This is a genomic window from Salinivibrio sp. IB872 (assembly GCF_001995345.1).
GTDB lineage: Bacteria > Pseudomonadota > Gammaproteobacteria > Enterobacterales > Vibrionaceae > Salinivibrio > Salinivibrio proteolyticus.
The window spans coordinates 37,201-57,256 of sequence record NZ_MUFO01000019.1 but is presented as its reverse complement, the minus strand read 5'-3'; the positions used below and the strand labels follow the sequence as shown (position 1 = coordinate 57,256).

General features: G+C 51.0%; 23 protein-coding genes and 1 tRNA gene. 7 read left to right on the top strand and 17 right to left on the bottom strand.

What is annotated here, in order from left to right; translation table 11 throughout:
* Positions 1–898: 898 nt before the first annotated feature.
* Both BZJ18_RS09905 and BZJ18_RS09900 read right to left on the bottom strand, forming a co-directional pair.
* Positions 899–974: transfer RNA gene (locus BZJ18_RS09905), tRNA-Ile, on the bottom strand.
* A 154-nt stretch (positions 975–1,128) separates the two neighbouring features.
* Positions 1,129–1,374 (bottom strand): hypothetical protein, encoded by a 246-nt coding sequence (locus BZJ18_RS09900; RefSeq protein WP_069589970.1) that lies wholly within the window; start codon positions 1,372–1,374, stop codon positions 1,129–1,131.
* A gap of 321 nt (positions 1,375–1,695) precedes the next feature.
* Here BZJ18_RS09900 and argF point away from each other — a divergent pair, with 321 nt between their 5' ends.
* The 3 genes from argF (at position 1,696) to pyrI (ending at position 4,326) form a co-directional block, all read left to right on the top strand.
* Entirely contained in the window at positions 1,696–2,703 is a 1,008-nt protein-coding gene (gene argF / locus BZJ18_RS09895) for an ornithine carbamoyltransferase (RefSeq protein WP_077456394.1), read from the top strand.
* Positions 2,704–2,917: 214 nt separating this feature from the next.
* Positions 2,918–3,859 carry an aspartate carbamoyltransferase gene (gene pyrB, locus BZJ18_RS09890; RefSeq protein WP_069589975.1) on the top strand — a complete coding sequence of 314 codons (942 nt, stop codon included), beginning with the start codon at positions 2,918–2,920 and terminating at the stop codon, positions 3,857–3,859.
* On the top strand, positions 3,859–4,326 hold the full coding sequence (gene pyrI, locus BZJ18_RS09885) for an aspartate carbamoyltransferase regulatory subunit (RefSeq protein WP_069589977.1): 468 nt from the start codon (positions 3,859–3,861) through the stop codon (positions 4,324–4,326). Before pyrB ends, pyrI begins: the two co-directional genes overlap by 1 nt.
* A 123-nt stretch (positions 4,327–4,449) precedes the next feature.
* On the opposite strand, the gene sspB is transcribed toward pyrI, so the two are convergent.
* The 8 genes from sspB to zapE form a co-directional block, all read right to left on the bottom strand.
* The gene (sspB, locus tag BZJ18_RS09880; protein ID WP_069588087.1) at positions 4,450–4,971 is read right to left on the bottom strand and encodes a ClpXP protease specificity-enhancing factor; all 522 of its coding nucleotides are present in this window, start codon (positions 4,969–4,971) and stop codon (positions 4,450–4,452) included.
* Positions 4,971–5,609, bottom strand: coding sequence for a stringent starvation protein SspA (gene sspA, locus BZJ18_RS09875; protein WP_069588088.1), 639 nt, complete (start codon positions 5,607–5,609; stop codon positions 4,971–4,973). The genes sspB and sspA overlap by 1 nt, the downstream gene beginning before the upstream one ends.
* Before the next feature lie 87 nt (positions 5,610–5,696).
* Complete coding sequence (locus tag BZJ18_RS09870; protein ID WP_077456392.1) at positions 5,697–6,434, bottom strand: cytochrome c1; 738 nt, start codon at positions 6,432–6,434, stop codon at positions 5,697–5,699.
* Positions 6,431–7,696, bottom strand: coding sequence for a cytochrome b (locus BZJ18_RS09865; RefSeq protein WP_077456390.1), 1,266 nt, complete (start codon positions 7,694–7,696; stop codon positions 6,431–6,433). Before BZJ18_RS09865 ends, BZJ18_RS09870 begins: the two co-directional genes overlap by 4 nt.
* Positions 7,696–8,286 carry a ubiquinol-cytochrome c reductase iron-sulfur subunit gene (gene petA, locus BZJ18_RS09860; protein ID WP_069588092.1) on the bottom strand — a complete coding sequence of 197 codons (591 nt, stop codon included), beginning with the start codon at positions 8,284–8,286 and terminating at the stop codon, positions 7,696–7,698. The genes BZJ18_RS09865 and petA overlap by 1 nt, the downstream gene beginning before the upstream one ends.
* Before the next feature lie 365 nt (positions 8,287–8,651).
* Entirely contained in the window at positions 8,652–9,041 is a 390-nt protein-coding gene (rpsI, locus tag BZJ18_RS09855) for a 30S ribosomal protein S9 (protein WP_069588094.1), read from the bottom strand.
* A gap of 13 nt (positions 9,042–9,054) precedes the next feature.
* Complete coding sequence (gene rplM / locus BZJ18_RS09850; protein ID WP_077456388.1) at positions 9,055–9,483, bottom strand: 50S ribosomal protein L13; 429 nt, start codon at positions 9,481–9,483, stop codon at positions 9,055–9,057.
* A gap of 251 nt (positions 9,484–9,734) precedes the next feature.
* On the bottom strand, positions 9,735–10,841 hold the full coding sequence (gene zapE, locus BZJ18_RS09845) for a cell division protein ZapE (RefSeq protein ID WP_077456386.1): 1,107 nt from the start codon (positions 10,839–10,841) through the stop codon (positions 9,735–9,737).
* 200 nt (positions 10,842–11,041) lie between these two features.
* On the opposite strand from zapE, the gene zapG reads away from it, so the two are divergent.
* From zapG to degS, 3 genes are all read left to right on the top strand, one after another.
* Complete coding sequence (gene zapG, locus BZJ18_RS09840) at positions 11,042–11,449, top strand: Z-ring associated protein ZapG (protein ID WP_077456384.1); 408 nt, start codon at positions 11,042–11,044, stop codon at positions 11,447–11,449.
* A 68-nt stretch (positions 11,450–11,517) separates the two neighbouring features.
* Complete coding sequence (locus BZJ18_RS09835; protein ID WP_096630720.1) at positions 11,518–12,882, top strand: Do family serine endopeptidase; 1,365 nt, start codon at positions 11,518–11,520, stop codon at positions 12,880–12,882.
* A 141-nt stretch (positions 12,883–13,023) separates the two neighbouring features.
* Positions 13,024–14,097: an outer membrane-stress sensor serine endopeptidase DegS gene (degS, locus tag BZJ18_RS09830; protein WP_069588104.1), complete on the top strand. Its 1,074-nt coding sequence runs from the start codon at positions 13,024–13,026 to the stop codon at positions 14,095–14,097.
* A 102-nt stretch (positions 14,098–14,199) separates the two neighbouring features.
* Here degS and murA read toward each other — a convergent pair whose 3' ends face one another.
* From murA to mlaF, 7 genes are read right to left on the bottom strand one after another with little or no spacing between them, the layout of a single operon-like run.
* Entirely contained in the window at positions 14,200–15,459 is a 1,260-nt protein-coding gene (gene murA / locus BZJ18_RS09825; protein ID WP_077456382.1) for a UDP-N-acetylglucosamine 1-carboxyvinyltransferase, read from the bottom strand.
* Positions 15,460–15,468: 9 nt separating this feature from the next.
* Positions 15,469–15,723 (bottom strand): BolA family iron metabolism protein IbaG, encoded by a 255-nt coding sequence (gene ibaG, locus BZJ18_RS09820; RefSeq protein WP_077456380.1) that lies wholly within the window; start codon positions 15,721–15,723, stop codon positions 15,469–15,471.
* Positions 15,724–15,725: 2 nt separating this feature from the next.
* A complete protein-coding gene (locus BZJ18_RS09815) occupies positions 15,726–16,040 on the bottom strand; it encodes an STAS domain-containing protein (protein WP_077456378.1) in 315 nt (104 codons plus the stop codon).
* The gene (gene mlaC / locus BZJ18_RS09810) at positions 16,037–16,711 is read right to left on the bottom strand and encodes a phospholipid-binding protein MlaC (RefSeq protein ID WP_077456376.1); all 675 of its coding nucleotides are present in this window, start codon (positions 16,709–16,711) and stop codon (positions 16,037–16,039) included. Before mlaC ends, BZJ18_RS09815 begins: the two co-directional genes overlap by 4 nt.
* 4 nt (positions 16,712–16,715) lie before the next feature.
* Complete coding sequence (gene mlaD / locus BZJ18_RS09805; RefSeq protein ID WP_069588113.1) at positions 16,716–17,195, bottom strand: outer membrane lipid asymmetry maintenance protein MlaD; 480 nt, start codon at positions 17,193–17,195, stop codon at positions 16,716–16,718.
* 2 nt (positions 17,196–17,197) lie between these two features.
* A complete protein-coding gene (gene mlaE / locus BZJ18_RS09800) occupies positions 17,198–17,977 on the bottom strand; it encodes a lipid asymmetry maintenance ABC transporter permease subunit MlaE (RefSeq protein ID WP_175418646.1) in 780 nt (259 codons plus the stop codon).
* Positions 17,977–18,774, bottom strand: a complete 798-nt coding sequence (gene mlaF, locus BZJ18_RS09795) for a phospholipid ABC transporter ATP-binding protein MlaF (protein WP_077456374.1) — start codon at positions 18,772–18,774, stop codon at positions 17,977–17,979. The genes mlaE and mlaF overlap by 1 nt, the downstream gene beginning before the upstream one ends.
* A gap of 315 nt (positions 18,775–19,089) precedes the next feature.
* Between mlaF and BZJ18_RS09790 the strand changes: the two genes are divergently transcribed.
* A complete protein-coding gene (locus BZJ18_RS09790; protein ID WP_069588117.1) occupies positions 19,090–20,052 on the top strand; it encodes a calcium/sodium antiporter in 963 nt (320 codons plus the stop codon).
* The last annotated feature ends 4 nt before the right edge of the window (positions 20,053–20,056 follow it).

Here is a 20,056-nt window from a genome sequence, read left to right as displayed (position 1 = left end):
CGGTAATACGCTGGCTCTTTTTATCCACCTGGACAGAGTCGACAGTCCATGGCGGAGTCAGTCCAAGGATCGCTTGATAGAGTGCTGTATCTTTCATCTGATTCAGGGCTCAAGTGCAGAGTGTTTCCTCATTGTCCAATTAATCGGAAAACTTGAAAAGAAACACTTTCCACCACATCCGGTGAAGAGCCTCAAACATCCAGTGGTTAGCCATGCTACCGCCGATCAGTTGTCGGCACCTAACACGCCATCGTATTGGCAGATTTGCAGATGAGTGTATCAAGCCGTGTGTGGGTTTTCGTGCGCTGTTATCTAAAATGTTAGATGGCACAGGTTTTGTGATATGGATGCTTTGGCACAGCGAAAGGTTAGGTTAGCGGACATCAGCCCTATCTCGATCAATAGTCACTTCAAATAAATGCCAAACCAGTCGCGATTGACAAGACTTAGTTTGAGAACTAGTTTTGTGGCTCGGTCCTGATGGAAGGAGCGCCCCTTGGGCAATTGGAGCCCAAGCCGACGCAGTCATTGGGACTTTTCTATAGTCCACATAATCCTCTCGGAGGATCTATCGGCTATATGCCATTTGTGTTCACGTAGTAAGCATTTATGCTCACAAGCTGTCAACACTAAGCTAGGTTATTGCTCTCACCAACGAATTTAAGCCCTGATGGAAGGAGCGCTCCTTGGGCAATTGGAGCCCTTGCAAACGCAGCTATTGGGGCTTTTTCTATTCCTCTCCCCTAATCCAACGTTTTGAGCTATCGATTTATCACCTGATTTATTTTGATGCGAAACAGCAAGAGTAGTGAGTTCTTGTTTGACTAAGTGTTTGACTAAAAATCGATAGGTACAAAAAAGGCGTAGTAGGTACTAACCTGCTACGCCTTGCTATAACTGGTGGCCCCTCCCAGACTTGAACTGGGGACCAATCGATTATGAGTCGACTGCTCTAACCACTGAGCTAAGGGGCCGAGTGGGTTGGGATTATAGGGGATGCCCGACAGGGTGTCTAGCTGTAAGGGGGGTGAATTCAGTATGCTTTTTGAGCACTTAGCGCGGTAAAACCAAAACAAGCGCCGCCAATGTGGCGGCACTCACGCTTTGCTTACTTAGGTTGTCTTCGCCTTACTGCATCGCAGGGTCTTGGCTAGTGTCGTCTGCGGGCCAAGTGTTCTCTTCTTCAGCAGGCCAAGTGCTGTTGTCTTCTTCTGGCATCGGCTGGGTATCACAGTCGGTGCTTCCGTCTGGACAGGTCACAGCAGGCTGTCCGTTTGCTGGCTGCATTGGCTCATCGTTTGCCATAGCAGGACCGGCTAAACCAACCATCATCATTAATGCGCTTAGGGTGAGTGCTTTGTTGTGTGCTTTCATCACTTTCTCCTTCGTTTTTGTCGTTGCCCTTGAGGACAAAATCAGTATCTCGCGATGCCAGCGGTGTTCTGTCATTGAGACGCTATGGGGTGGTAAAAGGCGCGCGGAGTTTGTCGCCGGTTTTTTAGGCGTGTCAGCTGTCGTTTAAAAAGCCCCCTCCCGGTCAGAAAAACATCAGAATGATAGATTTTTGGTCAACATGTTGCGCTTGCGTGGGGCAATAGGCTTGCATCCCATCGTCTCTCCCTTTACCATCCAAAAGAATAATTAAACATTTTTAGTGGTTTTATATTCACAAATAAGCCATAAACAGGGATAGATATGAAAAGCAACCTCTACCAACACTCACTGCTCACTCTGTTAGATCTGTCCCCGTCGCAGATCCAAGATTTGGTGGACGACGCTGCGATGTTAAAAGCGGCAAAGGCCAATGGTGAAGAAGTTGCCCGTCTAAAGGGTAAGAATATTGCGCTGATTTTTGAGAAAACCTCGACGCGCACGCGTTGCGCCTTTGAGGTTGCTGCGTTTGATCAAGGCGCACAGGTGACCTATCTCGGCCCAAGTGGTACGCAAATTGGCCATAAGGAAACCATCAAAGATACCGCGCGCGTGCTGGGAAGAATGTACGATGGCATTCAGTATCGCGGTTTTGGGCAAGATGTAGTGGAAACCTTGGCAGCCTACGCGGGCGTGCCGGTTTGGAATGGACTAACGGATACCTTTCACCCCACCCAAGTCCTTGCTGATCTGCTCACCATGCAAGAGCACAGTGACAAGCCGCTTAATCAAATCGCCTTTGCCTATTTGGGGGATGCGCGCAATAACATGGGCAATTCCTTGCTGGTAGGCGCCGCTAAAATGGGAATGGATGTACGCCTGATTGGACCCAAAGCTTATTGGCCCGAAGAGCGTTTGGTTGCGCGTTGCCAAGATATTGCCGCCAGCACTGGCGCGTCGATCACCTTAAGTGAAGAGACTGCCGCGGTGGAAGGCTGTGATTTTGTGTATACAGATATTTGGGTATCGATGGGCGAGCCCGAGTCGGCATGGGCACAACGAGTGGCCGCGCTTACGCCTTATCAAGTAACGCCAGCCTTGATGCAAGCGACACAAAACCCTCAGGTAAAATTTATGCACTGCCTGCCCGCGTTCCATAATGATGAGACCCAAGTGGGCAAGCAAGTGGCTGAACAATATGGATTAAATGGCCTAGAAGTGACTGAAGAGGTGTTTGAATCTGCGCAGTCGCTCGTCTTTGATCAAGCAGAGAATCGCATGCATACCATCAAGGCTGTGATGGTCGCCACACTCGTAAAACCACAGGCGTAAACGATTGCACTTTTGCTTGCACCCCACAAAAAGGCGCGTATAATTCGGCCAGATTTCATTACACGGCCAGTCGATATGTTTGTTATTCCACCCACAAACAGCGCGCTATCCGCCCCTCAGGGGGACAGCACCCGCATTGGTCGTGATCGTAAAAACCTCCGTTTCGGAGGTTTTTTTTTGCCTGTAGCACACTGCAAAGAAAGGGACTCGCGTTATGGCCAATACCCTGTATAACAAACACATTATTTCCATTCCCGAGCTCAGCCGTGACGAGCTGGAGTTAATCGTTGCCACGGCGGGCGAACTCAAGGCACGCCCTAACCCGACGCTGCTAAAAAACAAGGTGATTGCCAGCTGCTTCTTTGAAGCCTCCACCCGCACACGCTTGTCGTTTGAAACGGCCATTCAACGCCTAGGCGGCTCGGTGATTGGCTTTCCCGATGGCGGCAATACTTCATCAGGTAAAAAGGGTGAAACCTTGGCTGATTCGGTGCGTGTGATTTCATCGTATGTGGATGGCTTTGTGATGCGTCATCCAAAAGAAGGCGCGGCCCGTTTGGCCTCAGAGTTTTCGGAAGGTGTGCCTGTGGTGAATGGCGGCGACGGCGCGAACCAGCACCCGACCCAAACCTTGCTGGATTTATTCTCCATTTATGAAACCCAAGGCCGTTTAGATAACCTCAACATTGCCATGGTCGGCGATCTGAAGTATGGCCGTACTGTGCACTCCCTCACTCAAGCCTTGTCCAAGTTTGAAGGGAACCGTTTCTTTTATATCGCCCCCGATGCGCTCGCCATGCCCGAGTATTTGCTCGATGAGCTCACCGCGGCGGGCCACCCTTACAGCCTGCATAGCAGTATTGAAGAAGTGGTGCCTGAGTTGGATGTGCTGTACATGACCCGTGTGCAAAAAGAGCGCTTCGATGAGTCAGAATACGCCCATATCAAAGCTGCGTTTATCCTAAACGCTGCGATGTTGCGTGATGCGAAACCCAATATGAAAGTGATGCACCCGCTGCCACGGGTGGATGAAATTACCGTGGATGTCGATAAAACCCCGCATGCGTATTACTTTGAGCAAGCCGAAAATGGCGTCTACGCGCGCGAAGCACTATTGGCCTTGGTGTTAAATGAACAAGTGGAAGGAGTCGCCTAATGAACACTGATAGCAAACTACAAGTAGAAGCGATTCGCAACGGCACTGTGATTGACCATATTCCAGCGCACATTGGCTTTAAGATCCTCAACCTGTTTCAGATGCATGGCAGTGAAGAACGGATCACCATTGGCTTGAACTTGCCCTCTTCCGCGCTCGGCAGCAAGGATTTGATCAAAATTGAAAACGTGGTGATCAGCGAAGATCAAGCCAGCCAGCTGGCACTTTATGCGCCACAAGCGACGGTGAATCAAATCGAAGAGTATCAAGTGGTCGCCAAGCTGCCGCTGACATTACCAGAGGTGATTCAAGGCGTGTTCCGCTGTCCGAACAGTAACTGTATCACGCACGGTGAGCCTGCAGTGGTCAGTAGCTTTCGAGTGTTAACCGAGCAGCAAGATGTCAAATTGCGCTGCAAATACTGTGAAAAGGTCTTCTCTCGCGAGATCATGACCGAAAATCACTAAGCACTCGTTATCCGTGCCGACTAGCCCTTGGTGAGGAATATCAAGGGCAACAAAAAAGCCAGCTTCATGCTGGCTTTTCTAATCAAGCGATCGGGCTGTTTCAATAAACAGCGATGAGATCGGTTATTTCACCACAGTCAGGGTCGGTTTCCCTTTTTTCGCCGGGGCGGTTGGGATCTCATCCTCTTCGGCTTGTGGCAACGCTTCCGGATCGTCGACGCTATCAACCGACACCAACGATGGCTCGTCATCATCGATGTTCAGTTCATCAAAGGCTCCCGATGCCATCTCTTCATCTTCTGGCGAGGCATACGCAGGCTCCATTTCAAACATGGTGCCGGCGCCGTTTTCGCGAGCGTACAATGCCATCACGGCCGCCATCGGTACATTGACCTGTTGTGGACGTCCGCCAAAGCGGGCATTGAAACTGACGAACTCGTTACCCAGCTCAAGGTTACCAACCGCGCGTGGCGCGATATTGAGAACGATTTGACCGTCTTTGACATAATCAAACGGCACCTGCACGCCCGGCAAGGTTGCATCAACAACCATGTGCGGAGTGAGCTCGTTATCAAGTAACCAATCATAAAAAGCACGCACCAAATAAGGGCGGCGTGGTGTCATCGAGAATTCTGATGTAGACATTATTGACCCGTTAGTCGCATTTCACGTTCAGCTTCTGTCAGTGAGGCGAGAAATGAATCACGCTCAAACAGACGCGTCATGTAGTCTTTGACTTCTTTAGAGCCTGGGCCTGCCAGCTCAATGCCCAGAACAGGCAAACGCCACAGCAGTGGTGCAAGATAGCAATCAACAAGGCTAAACTCTTCACTCAAGAAGTACGGGCTTTCCGCAAACACAGGCGCCAGTGCCAGTAGCTCTTCGCGCAGTTGTTTACGTGCCTTGTCGGCCTCATCAGCACTACCGTGGCTGATCTTTTCAACCAAGGTATACCAGTTACGTTTGATGCGATACATCATCAAACGGCTTTGCGCACGCGCAACAGGGTAAACTGGCATCAATGGCGGGTGAGGGAAACGCTCATCCAAGTATTCCATGATGATGTCTGCGTTATACAACGCAAGTTCACGGTCCACCAAGGTCGGAACAGAGTTATAAGGATTCAGATCAACCAAGTCCTCTGGCAGATTGTTCGGATCTACCAACTCAATTTCTACACTGACACCTTTCTCTGCGAGGACGATGCGTACCTGATGACTATATAGATCAGATGCGTCAGAGAATAACGTCATCACCGAGCGTTTATTGGCAGCAACAGCCATCAACCCCTCCAGGATGTTCAATATCAATAGAAAGCAATGGGGACAAAGCGTCCCCATTGCGGATTAGCAACACACTAGATTAACCGATCAGTGCACATCGCGCCAATATTCTTTCTTGAGTAGGTAACCCAAGATAAGGAATATCACGAAGAAGCCAATCACCCACCAACCTAGTTGCTGGCGCTCTAACTTCACAGGTTCGCCGGCATACTCAAGGAAGTTAACCAGATCACGCACGGCATTGTCGTACTCGCCGGAGCTGAGCTCGCCGTTGCCATCAGATTCTAGGCCAACGAACTCTTCAACCATTTTACCGTCAACCATACGTTGCTCGTAAACCTTACGCGGTGTCCCTTGTAGCTCTTCGAGCACGTGTGGCATACCGACGTTAGGGAAGACCACGTTGTTCACGCCAAATGGACGAGAAGGGTCAACGTAAAACGAACGCAAATAGGCGTATAGCCAATCGACACCTCGCACGCGCGCCACCAAGGTGAGGTCAGGTGCCGGAGCGCCAAAGTACTGACCGCCAGACTCTTGCGACATGGCGTTTTTCATCAAATCCCCGTACTTGGCGTTTTTATCGAAGATGAGGTTATCTTCCATCAAGTCTTTCGGGATGTTGAGATCTTCAGCCACTCGCTGATAGCGCTGATATTGCGTGGCGTGACAACCAAAGCAGTAGTTCATAAATAGCTTGGCACCACGTTGCAATGAGGCTTTGTCCGTTAAGTCGTTGTTGGCATCGTCCAAATGAACATTACCACCGGCGGCCATCGCCAAAGAGGGCAACAGCGCGCATAACATTACAATCCATTTTTTCATTTGAATGTCACCCTCTCTGGTAGCGGTTTTGTTGCTTCATTTTTGCTGTAGAAGAACAACAGCACGAAGAACATGAAGTAACAGAAGCTGAAGATCTGCGCCAGCAAGGTATAAGTTGGCGTCGCAGGCAACGCACCGAGAATGCCCAGAGCGATAAAGGCAATCACGAATTGCACAATGTTCGCCAAGTGCAACTTGCTGCGGTAGCGGTATGAACGCACGCGACAGCGGTCAAGCCATGGCAACAAGAACAGCACTACAATCGATGCACCCATGGCGATAACCCCAATCAGTTTGTCTGGAATCGCACGCAAAATCGCATAGAAAGGCGTGAAGTACCAAACCGGGGCAATGTGCTCAGGTGTCTTCAGCGGGTTCGCCGCTTCAAAGTTAGGTGGCTCAAGGAAATAGCCGCCCATTTCAGGGTTAAAGAAAATGACGTAGGCAAACAAGATGCCGAACACACCGATACCAATCAGATCTTTCACCGTCCCGTAAGGGTGGAAAGGGATCGAATCGAGGATGTCATATTTCTTGGTGTAGTCAGGGTGGAACTTAAACTGTGACTGGTAATCGTCGCCCATCTTGCCTTTTGGCAGTTTGGTATCGATACCGTCTGGGTTGTTTGAGCCCACTTCGTGCAGTGCCAGTACGTGAAGCACAACAAGCAACAGCAGCACAATTGGCAACGCAATCACGTGCAGCGCAAAGAAGCGGTTCAGTGTTGCGCCAGAGACGACGTAGTCACCACGAATCCACAGGGTGAGGTCGTCACCGATAACCGGAATGGCACCAAACAGCGAAATGATAACCTGCGCGCCCCAGTATGACATCTGACCCCATGGCAGCAGATAGCCCATAAAGGCTTCAGCCATTAGCACCAAGAAAATCAACATACCGAACAGCCACAGCAGTTCACGAGGCTTTTGGTACGAGCCGTAAATTAACCCGCGGAACATGTGCAGATACACCACCACGAAAAAGGCCGAGGCCCCGGTGGAGTGCATATAGCGGAGCAGCCAGCCGTATTCCACATCACGCATGATGTATTCAACCGACGCGAACGCGCCTTCAGCTGACGGCACATAGTTCATGGTTAGCCAAATCCCTGTAAGAATTTGGTTAACCAAAACAATCATGGCCAACACACCGAACATATACCAGAAGTTAAAGTTCTTCGGCATAGGGTATTCGGTCATGTGTTTACGGTACGCATTCATCGCTGGAATACGTTTTTCAACCCAGTTCAGGAAATTTTCCATTACGCATTCCCCTCATCTTGTCCCACGAGTATGCGCTTGTCGTCCAAGAACATATAAGGCGGCACCACCAAGTTAAGCGGCGCTGGAACACTTTGGAATACGCGTCCGGCCATATCAAACTTGGAACCGTGGCACGGGCAGAAGAACCCGGCTTTCACCCCACTCACCTGCTCGCTAAAGCTGTCTGGCAAATAGGTTGGTGAACAACCAAGGTGGGTACAAATACCAACCGCAACAAAGATTTCTGGCTTGATAGAACGGGTTTGATTGGTTGCATACCCTGGCTGCTGAGGTTGCTCAGACGCGGGGTCACGAAGTCTGTCTTCAAACGTAGACAACTCTTCGAGTATTGCTTGGCTGCGACGGACCACCCATACAGGCTTTCCTCGCCATTCGACGCGGATCATCTGGCCGTCTTGCAGTTTACTGATATCGACTTCAACTGGCGCACCCGCGGCCTTTGCTTTGGCGCTTGGGTTCCAGGACTTAATAAAAGGCACGGCAACTGCTACGGCCCCTAAACCGCCAACAACTGACGTCGTCGCAGTCAGGAAACGGCGTCGGCCGGTATTCACTGGCGCATTGCTCATCCAACATTCTCCCATGTGCTCCCGCTTGGATTTTTATTGTGTCCTTTGCGTCCATGGAGCGTACGGCTAACTCAAAAACGAATATGTAATAACGGCTGACCGGGATCAGTTCGATTAAATCTTAGCTGCTATTACGTCGGCTAGATGATAGAGAAAACCCTACTTTTTGACAAGATAAAGCTACCTTTTTGTAACAAATGTGAGCGGTGTGCACAGAATTAAGGAAAGGGTAATGGAAATGTTGGAAAATGCGTGCTTATACGCTGTTTTGAAAGGAAATATATTTGTAAGCCGTTTGGTGCAAACATAAAAAAAGCCCGGTGTAACCACCAGGCTTTTTGAGGCAAATATTGCTCGGGCGTAAATTAACGCTTCGAGAATTGTGGGCGACGACGTGCTTTGCGCAGACCCACTTTTTTACGCTCAACTTTACGCGCGTCACGAGTCACGAAGCCAGCTGCACGTAGTGCAGGACGTAGAGACTCATCATATTCCATCAGTGCACGAGTGATACCGTGACGGATAGCGCCCGCTTGACCAGAGATACCACCACCAGAAACGGTGATGTACAGGTCCAGCTTGTCGATCATCTCAACCAACTCTAGTGGCTGACGAACAACCATGCGAGCAGTTTCGCGACCAAAGTAAGTGTCCAGAGAACGCTTGTTGATCTCGATGTTACCGCTGCCCGGCTTGATGAATACACGAGCTGCGGAGCTTTTGCGACGACCAGTGCCGTAGTATTGTTCTGCCATTGCTATATTCCTCTTAGATGTCTAGTACTTGCGGTTGTTGTGCCGCGTGCTTGTGCTCAGAACCCGCGTAAACTTTCAGTTTACGGTACATCGCACGACCTAGAGGACCGCGAGGCAGCATGCCTTTAACGGCTTTCTCAATAACCAGCTCAGGTTTTTGCGCGATCAGCTTCTCGAAGCTGATTGACTTAATGCCACCTACGTAGCCAGTGTGGCTGTAGTACATTTTGTCAGACGCTTTGCGGCCAGTTACAGTAACTTTCTCAGCGTTGATAACAACGATGTAGTCACCGGTGTCAACGTGAGGGGTGTATTCTGGTTTGTGCTTACCACGCAGACGAGATGCAATTTCAGTAGCCAGACGGCCCAGAGTTTTGCCTTCAGCGTCTACAACGTACCAGTCGCGTTTTACAGTTTCTGGTTTAGCAACGAAAGTTTTCATGCTAATGATTACCCGATTTAATAAGTTTCACTTAAGGAGCCGAAGCTCCCACTGTTAAGAGTCCATACAACACCCCTTCGAGTGGTGGTACCCTCGGCCTAAGCCTTTCAACAGTAACGGTGGGTTGCGGGATTATAGGGAAGAGTGGAGAAAAAATCACCTCTTTTTCAAAAAAAATCCCACCAAAATGCGCAACTGGTTATTGTTTAGCAATCGCTTGATGCGCAAAGCGCCAACAGGTGCGCAACAGCCTATGGTAAGTGCGCCAATGCAAGGTATTCGTGGCTTTGCATCTCGATAAGGCGCGACTGACAACGTTCAAACTCGAACCGCAATCGCTCGCCTGCATAGAGGCTGTCCATCGGCACCGCCGCAGAAATGATCAGCTTAACGTTACGCTCGTAAAATTCATCCACTAAAGCAATAAAACGGCGGGCAGCATCTTCTTGATTAGCTTGAAGTTGCGGCATATCGGCCAGCAATACCGTGTGATACAAACGCGCCAATTCCATGTAGTCGGTTTGACTACGTGCGGACTGACACAGCTCAGCAAAACTAAAATGCGCGACACCATCGCCATTTTCGATGGTTTGCAGCGCGCGGTGGTTCACGTCAATCACATCATCGCGCACCCCACCCTCGCCATTGAGCTTACGAAAGTAGTCGTCCATTTTGGCACGGGCACTGTCTCCCAAGGGATGATGAAAAATATCTGCTTGCGTGAGGGTGCGAAGACGATAATCCACCCCTGAGTCAACGTTCACCACCTCGCAATGCTGATTGATTAAATCGATCGCAGGTAAAAACCGCTGTCGCTGAAGGCCGTTGCGATATAACTCGTCTGGCACAATGTTTGACGTGGCCACCAGCGTAATACCGCGTGCAAACAGGGCTTCCATTAAGGTGCCGAGGATCATCGCATCGGTAATATCAGAGACAAAAAATTCATCGAAACACAAAACGCGCGTCTCTTGGGCAAATTTGTCCGCGATTTGCCAAAGCGGATCGGCCTCGCCATCCAGCGCTTTTAACTCTTGATGTACCCGATGCATAAACCGGTGAAAGTGCATGCGCATTTTGTTTTCAAAGGGCAGCGCATGGAAAAAGGTATCCATCAGATAGGTTTTACCGCGTCCGACGCCGCCCCAAAAATAGAGCCCTTTGACCGGTGTAACCGGCTCAGGAGTCGATTTACGCCATGGTAGCCAAGCACGTTTGTCTGGCTTAGGCGCAACCACAGGTGTGTGCAGTAAGCGGTGGTAGAGCGCATCGAGTTTCTCAACGGCCATGCGCTGTGCGGGGTCTTCGATAAAATCGTTTTGGGTCAGATCGTTATTATAATGTTCGAGCGGCGTCATTCCTTGAAAGCCTCGTGTTATTCGCCTGCCTTGATAGTACCACGTCAGACGATTGCCATGTATAGTGAGCAGCAATCACCAACCTTCACCTTTCTCAATATAGTGCGCTAAAGTTGAAGCAAGCAGACGCGTTTCGCTTGTCTTTTTAGGCGGGAAAATGGTATCTGTGGTTGGTCAACTTGTGACTACAAGGAGCAGTTATGGCCTGGATTAATAGCCTGATCTTTCTCATCATCGGCGTAGCGGTTGGCTTTTTGATAGCCCGCATGACTACGCGTGACCTCAAACAACAAAAAGATTTAAAAAGGGAGCTGGAAAAGTCACGTTACGAGCTGGAGCAATATCGCCAAGAATTGGTCGATCATTTCGCCCAAAGTGCTGACCTGCTCGATACCATCTCGAAGGATTACAGCAAGCTGTATCAGCATATGGCAAAAACGTCTTCCGATCTGATGCCTAATTTACCCGAGCAAGATAATCCTTTTGCGAAGCGCTTGGGCAAGATCACCGAGATTAAAGAAACCACTGACAGCGACCAACCGCCACGCGATTACTCTGACACTGGCTCTGGGCTATTGAAAGGGGAAGAAAAGTCGCGCGCGAGTTGATCAAGGATTGAACTTTTTAAGATAGGCCCCACTCTTATCCATACTCGGACAATCGGAGTGAGTCTATGATGAAAAAGTCTTTACTAGCGATTAGTGTTGCCGCGTTGACCCTTGGCGCGGCATTTTCTCCTCTTCCTAGCCATGCGGCACTTCCTCAAGCGGTGAGCGGTCAAACCATGCCTAGCTTGGCGCCAATGCTTGAGAAAGTTTCTCCTGCCGTGGTCAGTATCGCAGTCGAGGGTAATAAAGTTTCGAAACAACGTGTTCCTGAAGCGTTTCGTTTTTTCTTTGGCCCCAACATGCCTTCTGAGCAAGTCCAAGAGCGCCCATTCCGCGGGTTAGGCTCTGGCGTCATTATCGATGCGGACAAAGGCTACATTGTTACCAACCATCATGTGATTGACGACGCCGACCAAATTCGCGTCCAGCTGCAAGACGGCCGCGAATATGACGCTCGTCTAATTGGCAGCGATGAGATGTCAGACATTGCCCTGCTGCAACTGGATGACGCTGCGAAAAACCTCACCGCAATCAAACTGGCTAACTCAGACGCACTGCGCGTTGGTGATTTTGCCGTCGCGATTGGTAACCCCTTTGGACTGGGTCAAACCGTCACCTCAGGGATTATCTCTGCGCTCGGACGTAGTGGTTTGAATTTAGAAAACTTTGAAAACTTTATTCAAACCGATGCGGCGATTAACAGCGGTAACTCTGGCGGCGCTTTGGTCAACCTAAATGGTGAGCTGATTGGTATCAACACCGCGATTTTAGGCCCCAATGGTGGCAACGTTGGGATTGGTTTTGCCATCCCAGCCAACATGGCGAAAAGCTTGGTCGACCAAATTCTCGAATATGGCTCGGTACGCCGCGGCATGCTGGGCGTGACCGGCCGTGAGCTGACCTCTGAGTTGGCAGATGCATTTGGCCTTGCCACCAAACATGGTGCGTTTGTAAGCCAAGTGATGCCAGACTCTGCCGCCGAAGAGGCTGGCTTAAAAGCCGGCGACATTATTGTTTCGGTCAACGGTAAGAGTATCCGTACCTTTGGCGAGCTACGCGCAAAAATCGCGACCTTGGGCGCAGGTAAAGACGTTGAGCTGGGTGTGATCCGAGATGGCGAAACCATCACGGCTAAAACCACGCTGAAAGAAGCGAGCCAGACGCAAGCCAAAGCCGATGACCTACATAAGGCATTGAAAGGCGCTGAGCTGAAAAACCATGATGGCGATCCTGCCGGTGTAGAAGTCGCTGCGGTCGCAGAAGGGTCTTTAGCGGCGCGCTACGGGCTGCGCGAAGGGGATGTGATTGTCGGGGTGAACCGACATAAGGTCGAAAACCTCGGTGACTTACGTAAGATTTTGGAAGACAAGCCGAATGTGCTGGCTCTGAATATCGCCCGAGACAACGGCTCCTTGTATTTAGTGATCCGTTAATCCCGCCTTTGCATCACGCACAATGCCTGCCACTTGGCAGGCATTTTTTGTGCAAAGCTCACCGCTTAGCATTTCCACAAACGATTGTTGCAATGCTATCCTCTAGCCTCGCAGTTGGCTTCGTTGAGGATAGCATTATTTATGCTGGCACTATTGGTTCGCTCCACGCTTATTGGCTTATTCACTGCCGCCCTAATTTTGGTTGCGGTGCCTGATCTACGCTCAGGCCTTTTTAGTGTTTCATCCTTGCCCGATTTTGATGAGGTCCAGCAGCCTGAACTGGTTTCATTCAGTTATGCGGTCAAGCGCGCCTCTCCCGCGGTGGTGAATATTTATACCCGCAATTACGTTCGCGGCGACCGTTTGCAGCTCAATACCCAAGGACTTGGCTCAGGCGTGATCATGAGCGCCAAAGGCTATGTGGTCACCAATTATCACGTAGTGGCCAAAGCGGATCAGGTGATTGTTGCCCTGCAAGACGGCCGTATTTTTACCGCGCAAATGGTCGGTAAAGATCAACGCACGGATCTGGCGGTGCTGAAAGTTCCAGCTGAAAACTTACCCGTGATCCCGGTCAACCAAGACTATCAACCTGCCGTTGGCGATACCGTTCTTGCGATTGGTAACCCGTATAACCTCGGACAAACCACCACGTACGGCATTATCTCCGCCACGGGCCGCACTGGAATGAGCTTTTATGGCCGCCAAGACTTTCTGCAAACCGATGCCGCGATTAACCGAGGGAATTCCGGCGGCGCGTTGGTGAACAGCCGCGGTGAGCTGGTGGGGATCAACACCGCTTCGTTTCAACAGGCAACCGATCTGGAAACCTACGGGATTTCCTTTGCCATTCCCTATCGCTTAACCGAAAAGATCATGAATAAATTAATTGCTGATGGACGCGTGATCCGAGGCTACATTGGTATCGATGGTCGTGACGTCAATCCAGTGATGGCGCGCTTGCTTGATGCCGAACAACAGCGCGGCGTCATGGTGGCGGACATGGATAAAGGCGGGCCGGCAGAAAAGGCGGGAATTCAGCCGCAAGATTTGATCATTAAAATTAACGATAAACCAGTTAAAGGTGCCCGTGGAGCAATGGATATCGTCACCGATGCGCGTCCTGGCACAACGCTTTCGATTACCCTTATTCGCGATGGGGAGAGTTTAACCCTGCCGGTGACGGTCGGGAACGAGCCAGACAGCGGCGAATAGTCGACGGCAACGCATCGTTAGCACACGCTGACGCCTCAAAAAGACAAAAACGCCAGCCCCATCAAGGCTGGCGTTTTTTCGTTAACTCATCGTACGACGCGCTTACTCGCCGTCAATACGCTCGATTTTCGCGCCCAGCGCTTGCAGTTTATCTTCGATACGCTCATAACCGCGATCGATATGATAAATGCGATCCACCACGGTTTCGCCTTTGGCAATGCATCCAGCAATCACTAAGCTTGCCGAGGCACGCAGATCGGTGGCCATCACTTGCGCGCCACTGAGGCTATCGCAATCACCACACACCACGGTGTTGCCTTCTATTTCTGCATGTGCGCCCATACGTTGCAGTTCAGGCACATGCATAAAGCGATTCTCGAAGATGGTTTCGGTAATAATCCCGGTCCCTTTTGCCACCAAGTTCAGCAAGGTAAACTGTGCTTGCATGTCGGTTGGGAAGCCCGGATGCGGCGCGGTACGTACATTCACCGCTTTCAGTTCGCGACCGGTCATATCCAACTCGATAAAGTCATCGCCTGTGGTGACCTTAGCGCCAGCTTCTTCCAATTTGTGAAGCACAGCTTCGAGTAAATCCGGTGAGGTATTGCGACAAACAATATGGCCGCCTGAAACCGCCGCGGCCACCAAGAAGGTACCGGTTTCAATCCGATCAGCAACCACCGCATGTACGCCGCCGCCAAGACGTTCAACCCCTTCAATTTCAATCCGGTCGGTGCCTGCACCTTTGACTTTCGCCCCAAGGGTGTTGAGGAATTTCGCCGTATCCACGATTTCTGGCTCGCGGGCGGCGTTTTCAATCACGGTCGTGCCTTCTGCTAAGGTGGCAGCACACATCACAGTGACGGTAGCACCCACGCTGACTTTATCCATCACAATGTGGGCGCCTTTTAGACGACCATCGACGGTGGCACGTACATAGCCTTCATCGAGTGTGATGGTGGCGCCAAGTTGCTCTAAGCCGTTAATGTGCAAATCTACCGGACGGGCACCAATCGCACACCCGCCGGGTAAAGACACTTCCCCTTTTCCGAAACGTGCGACCAAAGGGCCGAGCGCCCAAATCGACGCACGCATGGTTTTAACCAAGTCATAGGGGGCACACAGTTCCGTGATATCGCTAGCATCGACATGGACAGAGCCATTGCGGCTGACTTTTGCCCCAAGGCGCGATAATAGCGCCATAGTGGTATCGATATCGCGCAGTTTAGGCACATTGGCCACTTCAACAGGCTCTTCAGCCAACAGTGAAGCAAATAAAATAGGGAGAGCTGCATTTTTCGCGCCGGAAATGGCCACGTCACCTTTAAGCGGGCCATTGCCCGTCACTCGAAACTTTTGCATCTGACCCTCTTACAACTGCATCAGCTTTTTATCGCGCGCCCACTCTGCGGGGGTCATCGCTTTAATGCTCACAGCATGAATATCGTTACGCGCAATGTGCTCCATCAGCGGACCGTAGATGGTTTGCTGTTTTTTCACACGCGACATCCCGTCGAACATTTCTGCCACGGCAACCACTTCAAAGTGGCTTCCGTCGCCTTTCACGTGCAGCTCGTCTAGTGACAGAGCCGCGTCTAAAATGGCTTTAACTTCGCTCGCTTCCACGTTTAAACCCCTTCTTGATGCTCAGCATCGTCAAAAAATGCCTCGATGTTGCTTAGCGTCAACAACAGTTTGAGCTGCTCTGGCATGCCACTGTAGCGCACGGTCTGACCTTTCTCTTTCAAGGCTTTATCCAAGTGCAACAACATGGCCATGCCGGCAGAGTCGACGCGAGATAGCCCGCTTAAATCCAGGCTCAGCGCCGAATCATTGGGTAGCCACTGGCTACGCTGGCGCCAAAAAGCGGGCACTGTGTCACGATCTAACCGTCCTGACAAGTGGTAATGCTGCCCGCCGCTGGTAGTTAACTCGACACTCATGACTCGCCCTGTTTCTGTTTATCCTCGCGACGAATCGGTTTTGCCGCCAGCTCTTTGAGCTGTTCAATCACAGAATCAATGCCGTCACGGCGCAGCGGCGCTTTCCACTCTGATTGTTTAGATTGGATCATACTCACCCCTTCTGCCGTTACGTCATAGGCTTGCCAATTTCCTGTCCGAGTATTTTTACGCAGGCTGAAATCAAGGCGAATCGGCGGACGTGAGGAATCGGTGATATCCACGCGCACTTTAACAATCTTGTCGTCATCACCAATGGCTTGGTCACGTTGCACGTTAACATCTTGGTTGTCGTACTCGAGCAGGATTTGTGCGTAGGAGGCAATCATGTATTCGGTGAATGCCTCGGTGAATGCATCACGCTGTTCAGGGGTAGCTTGGCGATAATGCTGCGCACCTAGCACCAACGACGCCGCATAGCGGGTGTGGATGTAGGGCAGTAGTTCGTCTTTGACCACGTCACGCAGCAAATCCGGATCGGCGCGGAACAAGGTGCGATCTTTACGCAGGCGAGTAAAGGTGTTGTCAGCCACTTGCTCAATCAACCGGTAGGGGTTGGTTTTGTCCACCGGCTCACTGGCATGCACAAACGAACTGACACTGGCGACAAACACGATCAGCGCTGATGACAGTGTGATCAAAACCTTTTTCATCTGATTACTCCTTATCACCCACGCTATACAAGAACTGGCCAATCAAGTCCTCAAGTACCAACGCAGATTTGGTGTCTTCTAACTTACCGCCGTCTTCAAGGTAGCCAATGCCTAATGCTTCATCGACAAACCCAGGCGTAATACCAATGTACTGCTCACCGAGTAAGCCTGCGGTGTAAATCGACGCTGAGCTCGACTCAGGGAAATATCCCGCACTGCTGTTAATCTGTAGGGTGACTTTTGGTACATAGGTTTCTGCATCCAGCGAGATAGCCGTCACCTGCCCCACGGTCACGCCCCCGACTTTGACCGGTGAGCGCACTTTCAGGCCACCAATATTGTCAAACTCTGCGGTTAAGGTGTAGGTATCCGCTCGTCCCCAACGTTGAACATCCGCTACCTGGAACGCCAACACCAATAATGCTGCAATCCCTGCGATGACAAAGCAGCCTACCCAAAATTCTGTTTTTCGACTCTGTTGCATGATTAATTCCCAAACATGAGTGCAGTAAGGACAAAGTCAAGGCCAAGTACGGCCAATGAAGAGTGCACCACAGTGCGTGTGGTGGCGCGGCTGATACCTTCCGAGGTCGGCGTGGCATCGTAACCGTTAAACAGGGCAATCCAAGTCACTGCGATAGCAAATACCACACTTTTAATCAGTGCGTTGCCAACGTCATAACCCAAATCGACCGATGCTTGCATCACAGACCAGAAACTACCGTGATCGATGCCTTTCCAGTCTACCCCGACGAGCTCACCGCCCCAGATACCCACCAGCATAAAGATCACCGCCAACAACGGCATCGCAATCACACCGGCCCAGAAGCGCGGTGCGATCACGCGGCGAAGCGGGTCAACCGCCATCATCTCTAAGCTGGATAGCTGCTCGGTGGCTTTCATCAGACCAATTTCCGCGGTCAGCGCTGAGCCAGCCCGTCCGGCAAACAGCAGTGCCGTTACTACCGGACCTAATTCGCGTAACAGCGACAAGGCGACCATTTGTCCAAGGCTGGTTTCCGCACCAAAGTCGGACAACACTAAATAGCCTTGTAAACTCAACACCATACCAATGAATAGGCCTGATACGATAATGATCGCCAGTGAGCGAACGCCTACCGAGTAAAGCTGTTTAATCAAGAGCGGAAAGGTCTTGCTCGGCTGTGGTTTGCCCACCAGCGCGCCGGTCATCACAAAGGTGGCGCGTCCCATCGACTCGGCCACGCCCATCGCGCGGCGACCCACATCCGCAATCTGCGTTTTTATCACCGGTAAATCTCCTGCTCTAGCTGACCCGCAGGATAGCGGAATGGTACAGGGCCATCTGCGTGCCCTTCGAGGAATTGTTTGACCCAAGGATCTTGATTATCACGCAGCGATTGCGGGGTGCCACTGGCGATGATCCGGCTGTCTGCCAACAGATAGACCTTGTCCGCGATGCTCATCACTTCAGGTACATCGTGGGACACCACCACGCAGGTCAGGCCCAAGGCTTGGTTAAGCTGACGAATCAAGGTGACCAAGACTCCCATGGTAATAGGGTCCTGCCCCACAAACGGCTCATCAAACAAAATCAGTTCTGGGTCGAGGGCAATGGCACGCGCCAGCGCGGCACGGCGGGCCATCCCCCCAGAGAGATCACTGGGCATTAACGCGGCCGCCCCGCGAAGTCCTACCGCCTCGAGCTTCAACATCACAATGGTATGAATGAGGGATTCATCCAACTGAGTGTGCTCACGCAAGGGAAAGGCCACATTGTCAAACACCGACATATCGGTGAACAAGGCGCCAGATTGAAACAACATGCTCATCCGTTGGCGCACATCGAATAAACGACGACGTCCTAAGGTGGGAATATTGTGGCCATCAAAAACAATGTCGCCGGCATCAGGCTTTAGCTGACCAGCAATCAAACGTAATAGGGTCGTTTTACCAATGCCAGATGGTCCCATGATGGCGGTCACCTGACCACGCGGCACCTGCAAATCAATATGATCGAAAATGCACCGGCTGCCCCGTGAGAATGTCATCCCGTTAATATCTATCAGGCTCTGTGCTGCCATTGCCGCATTCTCATGGTTAGATAGGATAAAAATTAAGTGGCTGATAATAAGGCGTCCCCTATGCTAACACAAGCAACGCCCGCTCCCTGCCTGATAGGACGTGATATAGCCCTGATAATGGCAGTATAGCCATTCACCCGCCCAGCGAGGAAGAATGGCCTATATGGACCGAAAAAGTGCCAACGAGTTCCCGTTCATGAATGAAAAGCGACGCATTCACGGCGATGGTGGGGGCTTTTCGCTTCACATTTGCCACGTTAGCCGTCAGAATTGCACCTCATTTACGCCAATTAAAAAACGCAAAGGACAGGTGTCATGGTAGAAGCGGTTGCCATACTTATTGTGGGATTAGTGTTACTGGTTTGGAGTGCTGACCGACTCGTGTTCGGTGCTGCCGCGATCGCGAAAAATTACGGCGTCTCTCCTCTTGTGATCGGTATGACGATTCTGGCCATGGGCTCTTCCGCGCCTGAAATGATGGTATCGGCCAATGCCGCGCTCGCGGATAAAACCGACACCGCAGTGGGGAATGTTTTAGGGTCAAACATTGCCAACATTGCCCTCATTCTTGGCTTTACCGCCCTGATTAAGCCTTTGTCGATTAGCTCTATCATTTTGCGCCGCGAACTACCATTAATGTTAGCGGTCACCTTGCTCGCCGGCGCCCTTTTGTGGAACAACCACCTCGGCTTTTTCGAAGGCGTGGGCCTGTTGGTCTTATTCGTGGTGTTTATCCTTGCCATGATCAAAATTGGCAAAGACTCAGGCGGGACCGATCCTATGCTGGCGGATCAGGAATCGGACATTCCGCAAGATGTCAGTAATCTAAAAGCAGTCATGTGGATTTTAATCGGTCTGCCTTTGCTATTGCTGTCGTCCGATCAAGTGGTCGACTCGGCAGTCACCATTGCCCAATACTTTGGTATGAGCGACTTGGTGATTGGCTTAACCATCATTGCTATCGGCACCAGCCTGCCCGAACTCGCCGCCTCGATTGCCGGCGTGATGAAAGGGGAAGACGATCTCGCTGTCGGCAATATTATCGGCTCGAACGTGTTTAATATCTTGGCGGTGATGGGGATCCCGGGCTTGCTCAACCCATCACCGATCAGTGAATTTGCAATGGGACGGGATTACTACATCATGCTCGTTCTCTCTGTGATGCTACTTATCTTCGCATTAGGCAAATCACGCAGTATCAATCGCATTGAAGGGTCGATCTTTTTGATGTGTTATATCGCCTATCAAGGCTATCTCTTTGTTAACGCTGCCGCATAACGGA